Source organism: Streptococcus sp. ALY_208 (assembly GCF_058314295.1).
In genome coordinates, this window is record NZ_JBZFUI010000005.1 from 90,584 (window position 1) to 103,993 (window position 13,410).

Genomic DNA, 13,410 nt, shown 5'->3' on the forward strand with positions numbered 1-13,410 from the left:
GATGAAAATCAAAAAATCAAGCCACTGGCAAGAAAAGTGGTTAGCCTATAAAAATGATCCTCTATCCTTATGTTTAAACCTACTGGTGCATATAGGGATTGTCTTAACCGCTTTATCGATCCTAACGCTTGTGGGCTACATAATGATCAAGGGTATTCCCAATATTAAGTCCAGTCTCTTTGAAATGACTTACACCACACAAAATGTGTCCCTCATGCCTGCTCTCATCAATACTGTTTTTATAACGATACTAGCGCTCTTGTTTGCAGTTCCAGTTGCCATCGGAGCTTCTATCTATTTGACAGAATATGCAAGACGAGACAATCCCTTTGTAACGGTGATCCGTATTGCAACTGAGACTCTGGCAGGTATCCCATCCATTATCTATGGTTTGTTTGGTGCCCTCTTTTTCGTTAAATATGCCCATATGGGTCTCTCGCTCCTATCTGGAGCAGTGACCTTAGCGGTTATGGTCCTTCCTTTAGTGATGCGCACGACAGAAGAAGCTCTTCTATCAGTTCCAGATGGCTATCGTGAAGGGAGCTTCGCTCTGGGTGTTGGAAAATTGCGCACCATTTTTCAAATTGTTTTGCCGAGCGCCCTGCCTGGAATCTTTTCTGGGATTATCCTAGCCATTGGTCGAATTGTCGGTGAGTCTGCTGCCCTGATCTTTACAGCGGGAACCGTAGCAGAAGTGGCTAAGAGTGTCTTTAGTTCCAGCCGTACCTTGGCTGTTCATATGTATGCTATTTCAGGAGAAGGACTCTATATCAACCAAACCTACGCTACAGCGGTTATCTTGCTAGTCTTAGTTATCGTCATCAACCTCTTTTCAGAATGGGTTGCTAAAAAATTAGAAAGAAGGATCAATGGTGAATAAATTAGTAATCGACCAATTAAATCTCTACTATGGTGACCATCATGCGCTCAAGGATATCAAGCTAGACATTGCTGAAAAAGAAATCACTGCCTTTATCGGCCCTTCGGGTTGTGGAAAATCAACTCTGCTTAAAAGCCTCAATCGCATGAATGATTTAGTTAGAAACTGCCATATCCAAGGACTAGTAGCCTTGGATGGCAAAGATATCTACAAGGATGTCGATACAAATATCCTGCGCAAAAAAGTCGGTATGGTCTTTCAGAAGCCCAATCCCTTTCCTAAAAGCATCTATGATAATGTTGCCTTTGGACCGCGCTCACACGGGATTCACAACAAGGCCAAGCTCGATGAAATTGTCGAGCATTCTCTGCGCAGAGCTGCCATCTGGGACGAAGTGAAGGACCGACTCAACAAATCAGCCCTAGGACTATCAGGAGGACAGCAGCAGCGATTGTGCATTGCGCGTGCCCTAGCTATTGAGCCTGAAATTCTGCTCATGGACGAGCCAACTAGTGCCCTAGACCCAGTTTCCACCGCTAAGATCGAAGAATTAGTCATGGAACTGAAAAAGAACTATACCATTATCATGGTCACCCACAACATGCAGCAAGCTGTCCGGGTGTCTGATAAAACAGCTTTCTTCCTATCTGGTGAGTTGGTCGAGTTTGATAGGACCAGTCAACTCTTCTCAGTGCCACAAGACAAACGAACAGAAGATTATATTACAGGGAGGTTTGGCTAATGCGTTCTAAGTTTGATCACCAACTCAATGACCTCAATAAGGATTTAACCCTTATGGGTTCTCTCTGTGAGGAAGCTATCATCCTATCCTTAGAAATTTTAAAGGAAGATGAATTTCACCTAGCTGACCAAGTGACAGAGACCGCTCGCCACATTGATCGATTAGAAAGAGACATCGAAGCTCAGTGCCTCAAGCTCCTTTTACGCCAGCAGCCAGTTGCCAGAGATTTGCGCCGTATCTCAGCTGCTCTTAAGATGGTCTATGATATGAAGCGCGTGGGAGCTCAGTCTGGTGAAATGGCAGCTATCATTGCACAAAAGCATATCATCTCAGGTCCAGAAGTCGAGCTTTTAGAAGAGATGACCAAGCTTGTAGCTAAGATGGTAACTAGAAGTATCGATGCTTTCGTGGATGAAGATAGGACGAAAGCTCAAGAAGTCATCGAACATGATGAGCAAGTCAACCAACAATTTGATACAATAAAAGAAAAACTGATTGCCTACTTTGCTCAGCCAGAAGCGGATGGGGAATATGCAATAGATCTCTTGATGGTCGCTAAATATGTAGAACGTATCGGAGATCATACGGTTAATATTGCTAAGTGGGTGCTTTATTCAATTACAGGACAGTTAGATGGAGATACTGCATGATTTATTGTGTCGAAGATGATGATGATATTCGTGAGCTCATTTTATACACTTTAGAGACTTCTGGATTCAAAGCCAAAGGTTTTGAAGACAGTACTCTTTTTTGGGAGATGTTTGACCAAGAACAACCAGAACTCATCTTATTGGATATTATGCTGCCAAATGAAGATGGTCTGACAATTCTCAAACGGCTCAAGAACAGCCTAGGGACCAAAGATATACCTGTCATAATGACAACAGCCAAGGGAACTGAATTTGACAAGGTCAAGGGTCTGGATCTCGGAGCAGATGACTACCTCGTCAAACCTTTTGGTATGATGGAGATGATTTCTAGAGTCAAGGCTGTTCTGCGTCGTTCTCAAACCAAGACTAATTTCCTGGAAATGGGAGCCCTATCTTTGGACAGCGATGCTCATCTCATTATGCTTAATCACAAAAGACTAGAGGTCACCCGAAAAGAGTTTGATCTGCTGGAACTCATGATGAGCCATCCCAAGCGGGTCTTCACCCGTCAGGAGCTTTTAGACACGGTGTGGGGAGAACAAGCCGTTTTAGAGACACGGACAGTTGATGTCCACATCGGCACACTACGAACCAAGCTCGGCTCTTACAGCCATTATATCCAAACTGTTCGTGGGGTAGGCTATCGAATGGAGGTAACCGATGACCCGTAAGATTTTTAAGTCAACACTCTTAGCAACCTTAGGGGTACTTATAGCTTCCTTAGTCATGATTTTAGGGGTGCTTTATCGCTACTTTACCGACAACCAAATGGCTCAACTGCGTACAGAGACCAGTTTGGTTGCCCAAGGGATAGACCTGGGCGGTTCACGTTATTTTGACCAGCTGGATACGTCTAGTATTCGAGTGACTTGGATCGATGATACAGGAACTGTGATCTATGACAGTGATAAGGATCCTGCCAAGATGGCCAATCATGCTAATCGTAAAGAGGTCAAAGAGGCTTTAAGAAGCGGAGTAGGAGAGAGTTCACGCTACTCATCGACAATGACCCAACGCTCACTCTACACCGCTAAACGCTTAAAGGATGGAACTGTCGTAAGATTGTCGGTCACCCAACACACTGTCCTCTTACTCTTGATACGAATGGCACAGACGATTTTCTTAGTAGTAGTAGTCGCTTTTCTGCTCTCTATTATGCTTGCTCGCTATACAGCCAATCGCCTAGTTGAGCCCATTAATAGACTCAACCTTGAAGCGCCCATGGAAAATGACACCTATGAAGAACTGTCTCCCTTGCTGCGTCGGATCGACCGTCATCAAAGGGAGATCAGCCATAGAGAAACCCTGCTGGCACAACACCAACAAGAGTTTGATACCATCATTTCCCGAATCAAGGAGGGGATGATCCTACTCAATAACAATCGTCATATCATCAGTATCAACCCATCTGCCCAGAAACTCTTCAATACGGATGAAACAGCCATCACCAAGGATATGATCGAAATCTCACGTGATTACAATCTCAATCAATTAATCGACAAAGGACTAGATGGCAAAAAAGGTGAAGGCTATCTAGAATTTGATCAAGCTACCTATCGTGTCTTGGGACGTCCTGTCAAAGAGGGGGACCAGATAACAGGACTTGTCCTCTTACTTTTTGATATTACCGATCAGCTTCAAATTGAGCAGATGCGCCGTGAGTTTACAGCTAATGTCTCTCATGAACTAAAAACACCCCTGCATGTCATCGCAGGCTACTCCGAGATGCTTAGCGGTCAGCTCGTTAGTGAAGATGACATTCCTAAATTTGCGCAGAAGATTTATCGAGAATCCCAGCGTATGATCCAACTCGTAGAGGATGTCATCAATCTATCCCATCTGGATGAATCTGATCAGATAGAGATGGAGCTCCTTGACCTAAATCAAATCAGCGAGCAGATCGTCTCATCCTTGCAAGCAAAGGCAAAAGATAGTCATATCACCCTCGATCTAACCGGACAAAAAGCCCTTATTATGGCTAATCCAGCCTTGATCGAATCGATCGTCTATAATCTCTGCGACAATGCCATCCGCTATAATAAAGAAGGCGGTCAGGTCTTCGTGCGTATCCAGTCTAGCTCTGACTCTGTTCAGCTGGAAGTAGAAGATACTGGAATCGGAATACCTAAAGATGAGCAACAGCGCATCTTTGAGCGCTTCTACCGTATTGATAAGAGTCATTCTAAGAAAGTTGGAGGCACAGGTCTTGGGCTCTCTATTGTGAAACATGCTGTTCAACTCCATGGTGCTCAGATCCAAATTGACAGCCAAGAAGGTAAGGGAACCAAGATGACCGTGATCTTCAAAGCCGTCAAATAAAAGATCACTCTTATAAACCTAAGACTGGGACAATAACTCCCAGTCTTTTATTTTCCCTGCTATCAAGTCTGATTATTTCAAACTCTGTTAGAAATAATCGCCTGTTTTAAAGTTTTAACTTGACTGATAGCGGATACCAAGGTGTAAAATGGAGATGAAATTCCTAGAGGAGATTATTAGCATGACGTATATAAGATTAGGCGCAGCAGACAGATGCAGGTATTATTTAGATGAAACCTACCTGCCCCACAAGGTTATTGGAGTTGTGACATAAAATGAATTTATCTCTATACGATCTCTATCAAAAGATGCTGGCTCACATGGGACCAACCAACTGGTGGCCGGCTGACAGCAAGCAGCAGATCATCATTGAAGCTATCTTGATTCAGAATACAACAGAAGGCAATGCTGTTCGTGCATCGCAGCTGATTAAAGCGCAGACTGACTATGATTTTCAGCGCATTCAGCAACTAACTCTGGAAGAGTTGGAAGAGCTCGTTCGGCCAGCTGGCTTTATGAAAAATAAGAGTAAGGCGATTAAGACACTGACCCAGTGGTACCTAGCTCACAACCAGGATCCCAAGGCTACTGTAGCACAGTACGGTGACACCCTTCGTGACACCCTACTTAAGCTGCATGGTGTCGGACCTGAGACGGCTGATGTCCTGCTAACTTATATATTTGACCAGCCACAATTTGTAGCAGATAAGTATGCTCGTACGCTTTTTAGTCTCCTAGGTGTCGAAGGGTTGACCAACTACCAAAGTTTGAACCGTCAGCTCTCAAGACTGCCAGAGCCCTTTACTTATCAGGATGCCCAAGAATTTCACGGCTTGATTGATGAGTTTGGCAAAAGCCATTTTCATCCTATAGAGAACTTCAAAACAAGCTTTCTGGCTGACCATAGGTTAGACTGGCGGGCTTAAAGAAAAGCAAGCTAAATCAGGATTTACAATTTCAATACTGCGTGGTATGATTAGAGCAATCGATTTTTCGATCATACAATAAAATAATCTATCAGAAACTTATTTAAACTGTGAATAGGGCACAGCGTCTCTACAAGACACCGTAAATGTCTTTCAATAAGTATGGCAGACAAGAACTAACTTCAAAGTGCTTTTTGTGTATCAAAAGCCTTCAAAAGCTAGTGTTAAAAATGAGTATCTGACACAGTGGATACTCATTTTTTATGCTATTTTAAAACCAATTAGAGGCAATTAAGAAAGACTAGTCCCTATTCAAGTTATTATTTTTTTCTGTTGATTGAGGAGGAAAATGTGAAAGCACTGGAAGATCGTATTCGCAAAGATGGTCAGGTTTTGGGAGAGAACATTCTCAAGGTAGATAGTTTCTTGACCCATCAGGTGGACTATCAACTCATGCAGGAAATGGGACAAGTATGGGCGGAAGTTTACAAGAAGGCAGGGATTACAAAAATTGTCACTATTGAAGCTTCTGGCATTGTACCTGCTGTCTATACCGCCCAAGCATTAGGGATCCCCATGATTTTTGCCAAAAAACATAAAAATATCACCATGACTCAAGGAATTTTGACAGCAGAAGTTTATTCTTTTACCAAGCAGGTGACTAGTACCGTTTCTATTGCTGAAAAGTTTCTCTCCAAAGATGACAGGGTCTTGATCATTGATGATTTTTTAGCCAATGGACAAGCTGCCAAGGGCTTGATTGAAATTATCCAGCAAGCAGGAGCAGAAGTGGTGGGGATCGGTATCGCCATCGAAAAATCATTTCAGACAGGACGTCAGCTCCTGCAGGATATGGGACTGAAAGTAACCTCTTTAGCACGTGTAGCTAGCTTTAGTAACAATCAAGTAAACTTCAAGGAGGCAGACGCTTAATGAACAAGGAAAGTCATACCCAATCAGCTATTTTAGGACTGCAGCATCTCTTATCCATGTATGCAGGATCTATTCTAGTACCCATCATGATCGCCAGCAGTCTAAACTACTCTGCGACCCAGCTGACGTATCTGATTGCAACTGATATTTTTATGTGTGGGGTAGCAACCTTTTTGCAGCTTCAGCTCAATCAATACTTTGGCATTGGTCTGCCGGTCGTACTCGGCTGTGCCTTTCAGTCGGTTGCCCCTTTGATCATGATCGGACAGAGTCAAGGATCTGGCTATATGTTTGGTGCCTTGATTGCCTCGGGGATCTACGTTATTTTAGTGGCTGGTATCTTTTCTAAAATTGCTCGATTTTTTCCGCCGATCGTGACAGGCTCTGTTATCACTGTTATCGGTCTTAGTCTGATTTCAGTAGCTATGGGCAATATGGGAGATAATGCGGATAAGCCAAGTCTTGAATCATTATTTCTATCTCTGGCAACCATTGCCATCGTTCTTTTAGTTCAAATAGTTGCTAAGGGCTTCATCAAGTCCATTGCTATTTTGATTGGACTAGTTGGTGGTACTCTTCTTGCCAGCTTCATGGGTCAGGTTGATTTCTCTGCTGTTTCCCAAGCACCACTGGTCCATGTCCCCCAACCATTTTATTTTGGCCAGCCTAAGTTTGAATTAACCTCGATCATTATGATGTGTATCATTGCAACCGTCTCTATGGTCGAATCGACTGGTGTTTACTTAGCCTTGTCTGACTTGACCAAGGATAGATTGGACAGCAAGCGTCTGCGTAATGGTTATCGTGCAGAAGGATTGGCTGTCCTTCTTGGCGGGATTTTCAATACCTTCCCTTATACTGGCTTCTCGCAAAACGTCGGACTTGTCCAGCTCTCAGGAATCAAGAATCGTCGCCCAATTTATTACACCGCTGTCTTTCTAATCATACTGGGGCTCGTTCCTAAGTTTGGTGCCCTAGCACAGTTGATCCCCAATCCCGTCCTAGGTGGTGCTATGCTAGTCCTCTTTGGTATGGTAGCGCTTCAAGGTATTCAGATGCTCAATACCGTCGACTTCAAAAATGAAGAGCACAATTTCATTATCGCAGCTGTTTCTATTGCCGCTGGATTAGGGTTTAACAATACCAATCTCTTTGCCAGCGCCCCCACAACAGTCCAAATGTTCTTTACCAACGGTATCGTCATGGCTACACTTAGCTCAATCCTACTCAATATCATTTTCAATACCAAGTCTAAAAAGAAGCAGAGCTAGTGAGCTTGCCTGTTAAAATTAAAAATCCTATGACCTTCTCGGCACTGCACCCCAATGATGGGACAGTAGAAAAACACAACTTTTTTTGTATAATAGTAGTAGCAATAAATTAGGTGGTGAATATAGTGAGATTAGCTGTTAGACTTGCAATAGAAACAAAGCATAGTATTGATACTCTTAAAAAAGAAATAAAAGCAACTGGAGAATTTGATAATCTCCATCTTACTAACGGCTTTGTCGTAAATCAAGCCTATTTAGATTCTAAAAAAATTACTGCTAAACAAAAATGGGACAAAGTATTAAAATTTGGTTCTCAAGTTGAGGAACGAAATGCACCAAAAACACGAACTGATTTACAAGTGAATCAGACTACTATTGATGGAATTGCTGAATTAAAAAATATTTTACCCCAATACACAGAAACCAATTATGTAACTACTTCATTTGTTATTAGAATGATAGTAAGAGGTTCTTTACTATTGAGACATGGAGAAATTTAGGTTTAGGGCCTATTTTTTATTTTAATTTTATGTGTTGACAAAACACGACACTTTATCTTATAATAGTTCCGTAGGATATTTACGACATATAAAATAAACGGAGAATGAAGAATAATGATTAGATCAGCTTTAAATTCAGAAGAAACTGTAAGAAGAACAAGGATCCTTTATTTAGAGAAATAGTAAGTGTGTTAAATAAAATAGAAACAGTCGCTAGATAATCGTACGAATGACAAATACCTAACTATTGAAAAACGGTTTGAGAGGATTGTAGTCCGAAAAGAATATTTAATTTCGATATTCCATGGTATAATGAAATAATGAAATTAGCTAGATTGAGGGTAAAATATTGGAAATTGATACTATATATAATGGAGACAGTACAGAATTAATAAAAAATATTAAAACAGAAAGCATTCACCTAATTCTATCTGATATTCCCTACGGTATAAGCTTTGCAGATTGGGATATTTTACATGAGAATACTAATTCTGCTTTAGGCGGTTCGAGTCCAGCACAGCATAAAACAGGTAGTGGATTTAAAATGAGAGGAAAACCCATTAATGGTTGGAGCGAGGCTGATAGGAAAATACCTATTGAATATCAAAATTGGGTTGAAAGCTGGGCAAAAGAATGGTTTCGAGTCTTAAAGCCTGGAGCAAGTTGTTTGATTTTTGCAGGTAGACGATATGCACATAGAGCGATTGTAGGTTTGGAAAATTCAGGCTTTACATTTCGAGATATGATCGGTTGGAATAGAAGTAAAGCCACCCTGAAAGCTCAAAGAATCTCAAAGGTTTATGAACGCAGAAGTGATTTTGAGAATGCTGAAAAATTATCAGAATGGAGAGTAGGAAATTTAAGACCTGTTTTTGAGCCTATTCTATGGTTTACCAAACCCTATAAACAAGGTGGTACAATTGCTGATAATATGTTAATACACGGCGTTGGAGGATACAATCTAGAAAAATGGCAAATGTTTTCAACCAAAGGTAACAACTATATTGAAATTCCTAATTTATCAACCGATCGTGGATTACATCCAACTCAAAAACCATTAGCACTTATGAAGGCACTTATTGAATTAACAACTCAAGAAAATCAATTAATTCTTGATCCCTTTGCCGGAAGTGGCACTACTTTGGTTGCTGCAAAGGAGTTAAATAGACATTATTTAGGATTTGAGATAAATGAAGAATATTACAGTAATTCGTTGAATCGCTTAAATACATTGGTTTAAATATATTAAAAAATAGCCGTAAAATCTACATTTCACGGCTATTTTTGCTACATTATAAAGTTCTTGATTATTAGTTTTTCAAAATCCAGATTCGATAAATTTAAAGTATGCTGTTGATTTTTTATCTTTTGCAAGTCTAAATTTTTCAATACGTTCTTTGAATGCTATAATGTCTTGCGTTTCAATTTCTTGCCTATAATTTAAAAAAGCTTCTCTAAGAAATTCGTCAGGAATTTCATTTATTTCAGATTCAATATCTTTTATTTTTAATTGTTTTTGTTCTTCTAAAAACATTATCTTACTTAATACAAAATTAAATATCTTTTCTTCAGACAATTCCAAGAATTCTCTGAAGTGTGACTCACTATCCCCTGTAATTTGTAAAATTACTCCGTTAATTTTTTTCCAATAGTCATTTCGACCACTAGCTTTTTCAGGAAATATTTGGTCGTAATTCCATAACTTTTCCAAATTATTGGAATCAAAAGTACCTTTTCTTTCTAAAAAATATGCCAAATAGTGAAACGGAAGCATTAATATCGGATTCTTTTTATCTGAACAGTATACATGAGCATCACTTTTTCTAGTCCACTCATGTAATTGGGGATATACTACCAGCCCTCCTAATCTTTCTCCAAAATGTCTTGCAGCCCATTTTGAATAATCTTCTGGCTTAACAAAATCTTTTACATTGGGAGCCTGTTGAGACCTCCCCAGTCTAAATGATTTTGTATCTGAAACAATTGTTTTGTTATTGATTTTTATTACAACATCTTCATAAGATGATTTTTGAGTTACAGATCTTGCCTCAAAACCCATTCGAATAGCCCAATTTACTTCAAGTACCTCACATAGTTTTGTAAAAAGAGTTTCTTCTCTAGAATCTGCTCCATACAAATCAGGAATGTATCCTGATGTGATTAAAATATTTACAAAATCTTGGTCACTAATTTTACTGAGCATACTGAAAAAATCTTCGGTAACTTTTTCGGTATCAACAGTAAGTAAATCGGTTCCCTCAAGTTTTTTAAATTCATCATTCACGAGTTTTTCAAGGTCATAGACCATATTTTTCTCCTGTTTACGATTATTTTATTAAAGGCTCTGAAACACTGATTTTTAAGCCTTTTTATTATACAATATCATTTATTCCCACTCAACTGTTGCTGGCGGTTTGCTGGTAATATCGTAGACAATGCGGTTGACATGATCGACTTCGTTAACGATACGGGTTGAGATTTTTTGAAGGACGTCCCAAGGCAGCTTGGCAAAATCGGCAGTCATCCCGTCAATAGAAGTGATAGCACGAATGGCTATCGTATAGTCGTAAGTCCGACCATCTCCCATAACACCGACTGAGCGGACACCAGTATTCACCGTAAAGTATTGCCAAACATCACGTTCAAGTCCAGCCTTAGCGATTTCCTCACGAAGGATAGCATCTGATTCACGGACAGTTTCCAGCTTTTCGGCAGTAATATCTCCCATGACACGGATAGCTAAACCAGGTCCAGGGAAGGGCTGGCGCCAAACGATGTCATCTGGCATACCAAGAGCAGTTCCCAAGGCACGGACTTCATCTTTAAATAGAGTATTGAGAGGTTCAATGAGCTCAAACTGCATATCTTCAGGCAGGCCTCCGACATTGTGGTGGGATTTGATCGTTTGAGCTGTTTCCGTTCCAGATTCAATAATATCGGTATAGAGAGTTCCTTGAGCTAGGAAATCTACCCCTTTTAGTTTGCTGGCTTCATCATCAAAGACATAGACAAACTCATTCCCAATAATCTTACGTTTTTTCTCAGGATCATCAACACCAGCCAAGAGATCCAAAAATCGCTTAGAAGCATCGACACGGATAATGTTGAGACCAAATTTGCCACCCAGCATCTCCATGACCTGATCGCCCTCTCCCTTACGGAGCAGACCATGATCGACAAAGATACAGGTCAGTTGATCGCCGATAGCACGTTGCAGAAGGACACCAACGACAGAAGAATCGACTCCGCCAGATAACCCTAAGAGGACTTTTCGATCTCCAACTGTCTGACGAATTTTAGCAATCTCAAGATCGATAAAGTTGTCCATAGACCAATCTGCCTTAGCACCGCAAATCTCGATAGCGAAATTTTTAAGAATGTCATTACCATAAATGGAATGTCTTACTTCTGGATGAAACTGGATACCATAGATATGACGCTCCGTGTCTTCAATCGCAGCGTAAGGACAATCTTCTGAATCACCGACTAGTTGGAAGCCTTCAGGGATCTCTGTTACAGCGTCTCCATGACTCATGAGCACTACTTGCTGGTCAGGCGTTCCTGCAAATAAAGGAGAAGCAGTACGCAAACGTAACTCTGACTGTCCGTATTCAGAACTACCGGTCTCATCTGCAGGGACAACCTTACCCCCAAGGCGATCTGTCAACAGTTGCATACCATAACAGATCCCTAAAATCGGAATCCCCAAGTTAAAGATCTCCTCGTCAATGCCGAAAGAATCCTCAGCATAGACGGAGTTTGGTCCACCCGACAGGACAATTCCAATGGGATTTAATTCCTTGACTTCAGCAGCTGTGATCTTGTGGCTCTTTAATTCTGAAAAGACTCCCATCTCACGGATACGCCGTGCAATCAGCTGATTGTACTGACTCCCATAATCCAAGACGATAATCTTCTCTAAATCGTTAAATTCAGTCATCGCTAACCCTTTCCATTTTTGTCAGACACCTGACAGATTATTAGAACTATTTTAGCACACTTTAAACCCAAGTGCAGTAGAATTCTGGTTAAATTTACAAGAAGAATATGGTAGACTATTGGTATAGACAGGAGGGGAAATTATGCTGCCAGCTTATATTAAAATTCATAATAGCATCAAGGAAGATATCAGCCGAGGACTTTGGAAGATTGGGAGCAGACTGCCAAGTGAAAGAGCCTTGTCCGAGCAATTTCAAGTCAGCCGCATGACCCTGCGCCAAGCCATTACTCTCTTAGTCCAAGAAGGAATATTAGAACGTCGTGTCGGCAGCGGAACTTACGTAGCCAGTCAGCGTGTCCAAGAAAAGATGCGAGGCACGACAAGCTTCACCGAAATTATCAAATCTCAGGGAAAGACGCCCTCAAGCCAGCTTATCTCCTATCAGAGGACCTATCCCAATGATCAAGAAATTCGCCACCTCGGATTAGCAGGGAATTCTTACATCATTCGTATGGAAAGAGTACGCTATGCAGACCATATCCCTGTTGTCTACGAGATCACCAGTATCCCAGAGCGCCTGATCCGCCAGTTTAAAAAAGAAGAAGTAACCAACCATTTTTTTCAAACCATGGTGGACAATGGCTATACTATCGGTAAAAGTCAGCAGATTATCTCAGCTGATACCGCTAATAAAGAACGCTCTAAAGCGCTCAACGTTGAACCAGGACACGCGCTGTTGACCCTGCAACAAACCTCCTACCTAGAGGATGGCACAGCTTTTGAGTTTGTCCGCAGCCAGTATGTAGCTGGTCGATTTGAATTTTATTTAGAAAATAACTAACAGCCTCTACAAAAGCAGCCTTATCCTAATTTCAGGCTATAAAAACCCCTATTTTTTTGCTATAATGATGCTTATGGAAATTGAAAAAACCAACCGCATGAATGCGCTGTTTGAGTTCTATGCGCCACTGTTAACGGACAAGCAGATGAACTACATTGAGCTCTACTATGCGGATGACTACAGCTTGGCGGAGATAGCAGAGGAGTTTGGTGTCAGCAGGCAGGCAGTTTACGACAATATCAAGCGTACAGAAAAAACACTGGAAGACTACGAGATGAAGCTCCACATGTACTCAGACTATATCGTCCGCAGCGAGATCTTTGACACCATATTGGAAAAATATCCTGAGGATAGCTTCCTGCAGGAGAACATCAAGCTTTTGACCAGTATTGATAATAGAGACTAAGC

General features: G+C 41.1%; 14 protein-coding genes and 1 riboswitch. Of the genes, 12 read left to right on the forward strand and 2 right to left on the reverse strand.

The features are described 5' to 3' along the window. Window position 1: 1 nt before the first annotated feature. The 10 genes from pstA (at window position 2) to AC4HAI_RS06160 (ending at window position 9,461) form a co-directional block, all read left to right on the forward strand. The gene (pstA, locus tag AC4HAI_RS06115) at window positions 2–880 is read left to right on the forward strand and encodes a phosphate ABC transporter permease PstA (protein ID WP_491110869.1); all 879 of its coding nucleotides are present in this window, start codon (window positions 2–4) and stop codon (window positions 878–880) included. Then, window positions 873–1,622, forward strand: coding sequence for a phosphate ABC transporter ATP-binding protein PstB (pstB, locus tag AC4HAI_RS06120; protein ID WP_491110940.1), 750 nt, complete (start codon window positions 873–875; stop codon window positions 1,620–1,622). The genes pstA and pstB overlap by 8 nt, the downstream gene beginning before the upstream one ends. Beyond that, entirely contained in the window at window positions 1,622–2,272 is a 651-nt protein-coding gene (gene phoU, locus AC4HAI_RS06125; protein ID WP_491110870.1) for a phosphate signaling complex protein PhoU, read from the forward strand. The genes pstB and phoU overlap by 1 nt, the downstream gene beginning before the upstream one ends. Next, complete coding sequence (locus AC4HAI_RS06130; RefSeq protein WP_491110871.1) at window positions 2,269–2,943, forward strand: winged helix-turn-helix domain-containing protein; 675 nt, start codon at window positions 2,269–2,271, stop codon at window positions 2,941–2,943. Before phoU ends, AC4HAI_RS06130 begins: the two co-directional genes overlap by 4 nt. Beyond that, window positions 2,933–4,591 carry a sensor histidine kinase gene (locus AC4HAI_RS06135; protein ID WP_491110873.1) on the forward strand — a complete coding sequence of 553 codons (1,659 nt, stop codon included), beginning with the start codon at window positions 2,933–2,935 and terminating at the stop codon, window positions 4,589–4,591. The genes AC4HAI_RS06130 and AC4HAI_RS06135 overlap by 11 nt, the downstream gene beginning before the upstream one ends. Before the next feature lie 275 nt (window positions 4,592–4,866). Then, a complete protein-coding gene (locus AC4HAI_RS06140; protein WP_491110875.1) occupies window positions 4,867–5,517 on the forward strand; it encodes an endonuclease III domain-containing protein in 651 nt (216 codons plus the stop codon). A gap of 79 nt (window positions 5,518–5,596) precedes the next feature. Then, a riboswitch (purine riboswitch) is annotated at window positions 5,597–5,694 on the forward strand. Window positions 5,695–5,868: 174 nt separating this feature from the next. Continuing rightward, entirely contained in the window at window positions 5,869–6,450 is a 582-nt protein-coding gene (locus AC4HAI_RS06145; RefSeq protein WP_491110876.1) for a xanthine phosphoribosyltransferase, read from the forward strand. Then, on the forward strand, window positions 6,450–7,721 hold the full coding sequence (locus tag AC4HAI_RS06150; protein WP_491110877.1) for a nucleobase:cation symporter-2 family protein: 1,272 nt from the start codon (window positions 6,450–6,452) through the stop codon (window positions 7,719–7,721). The genes AC4HAI_RS06145 and AC4HAI_RS06150 overlap by 1 nt, the downstream gene beginning before the upstream one ends. Window positions 7,722–7,846: 125 nt before the next feature. After that, window positions 7,847–8,221 (forward strand): hypothetical protein, encoded by a 375-nt coding sequence (locus AC4HAI_RS06155; protein WP_491110878.1) that lies wholly within the window; start codon window positions 7,847–7,849, stop codon window positions 8,219–8,221. A 349-nt stretch (window positions 8,222–8,570) separates the two neighbouring features. Further along, complete coding sequence (locus AC4HAI_RS06160) at window positions 8,571–9,461, forward strand: DNA-methyltransferase (RefSeq protein WP_491110879.1); 891 nt, start codon at window positions 8,571–8,573, stop codon at window positions 9,459–9,461. Window positions 9,462–9,539: 78 nt separating this feature from the next. Here AC4HAI_RS06160 and AC4HAI_RS06165 read toward each other — a convergent pair whose 3' ends face one another. Together AC4HAI_RS06165 and guaA are read right to left on the reverse strand one after the other, a co-directional pair. After that, window positions 9,540–10,529 (reverse strand): HindIII family type II restriction endonuclease, encoded by a 990-nt coding sequence (locus AC4HAI_RS06165; RefSeq protein WP_491110881.1) that lies wholly within the window; start codon window positions 10,527–10,529, stop codon window positions 9,540–9,542. A 78-nt stretch (window positions 10,530–10,607) separates the two neighbouring features. Further along, the gene (gene guaA / locus AC4HAI_RS06170) at window positions 10,608–12,161 is read right to left on the reverse strand and encodes a glutamine-hydrolyzing GMP synthase (RefSeq protein ID WP_491110882.1); all 1,554 of its coding nucleotides are present in this window, start codon (window positions 12,159–12,161) and stop codon (window positions 10,608–10,610) included. 142 nt (window positions 12,162–12,303) lie between these two features. Between guaA and AC4HAI_RS06175 the strand changes: the two genes are divergently transcribed. Both AC4HAI_RS06175 and AC4HAI_RS06180 read left to right on the forward strand, forming a co-directional pair. Beyond that, window positions 12,304–13,002 carry a GntR family transcriptional regulator gene (locus AC4HAI_RS06175; RefSeq protein WP_491110883.1) on the forward strand — a complete coding sequence of 233 codons (699 nt, stop codon included), beginning with the start codon at window positions 12,304–12,306 and terminating at the stop codon, window positions 13,000–13,002. A 73-nt stretch (window positions 13,003–13,075) separates the two neighbouring features. Next, on the forward strand, window positions 13,076–13,408 hold the full coding sequence (locus AC4HAI_RS06180) for a putative DNA-binding protein (RefSeq protein WP_491079168.1): 333 nt from the start codon (window positions 13,076–13,078) through the stop codon (window positions 13,406–13,408). The last annotated feature ends 2 nt before the right edge of the window (window positions 13,409–13,410 follow it).

Coding starts and splice junctions, on each gene's coding strand:
- pstA (WP_491110869.1), top strand. CDS start 2: ATGAAAATCAAAAAATCAAGCCACTGGCAAGAAAAGTGGTTAGCCTAT.
- phoU (WP_491110870.1), top strand. CDS start 1,622: ATGCGTTCTAAGTTTGATCACCAACTCAATGACCTCAATAAGGATTTA.
- AC4HAI_RS06130 (WP_491110871.1), top strand. CDS start 2,269: ATGATTTATTGTGTCGAAGATGATGATGATATTCGTGAGCTCATTTTA.
- AC4HAI_RS06135 (WP_491110873.1), top strand. CDS start 2,933: ATGACCCGTAAGATTTTTAAGTCAACACTCTTAGCAACCTTAGGGGTA.
- AC4HAI_RS06140 (WP_491110875.1), top strand. CDS start 4,867: ATGAATTTATCTCTATACGATCTCTATCAAAAGATGCTGGCTCACATG.
- AC4HAI_RS06150 (WP_491110877.1), top strand. CDS start 6,450: ATGAACAAGGAAAGTCATACCCAATCAGCTATTTTAGGACTGCAGCAT.
- AC4HAI_RS06165 (WP_491110881.1), bottom strand. CDS start 10,529: ATGGTCTATGACCTTGAAAAACTCGTGAATGATGAATTTAAAAAACTT.
- guaA (WP_491110882.1), bottom strand. CDS start 12,161: ATGACTGAATTTAACGATTTAGAGAAGATTATCGTCTTGGATTATGGG.
- AC4HAI_RS06175 (WP_491110883.1), top strand. CDS start 12,304: ATGCTGCCAGCTTATATTAAAATTCATAATAGCATCAAGGAAGATATC.
- AC4HAI_RS06180 (WP_491079168.1), top strand. CDS start 13,076: ATGGAAATTGAAAAAACCAACCGCATGAATGCGCTGTTTGAGTTCTAT.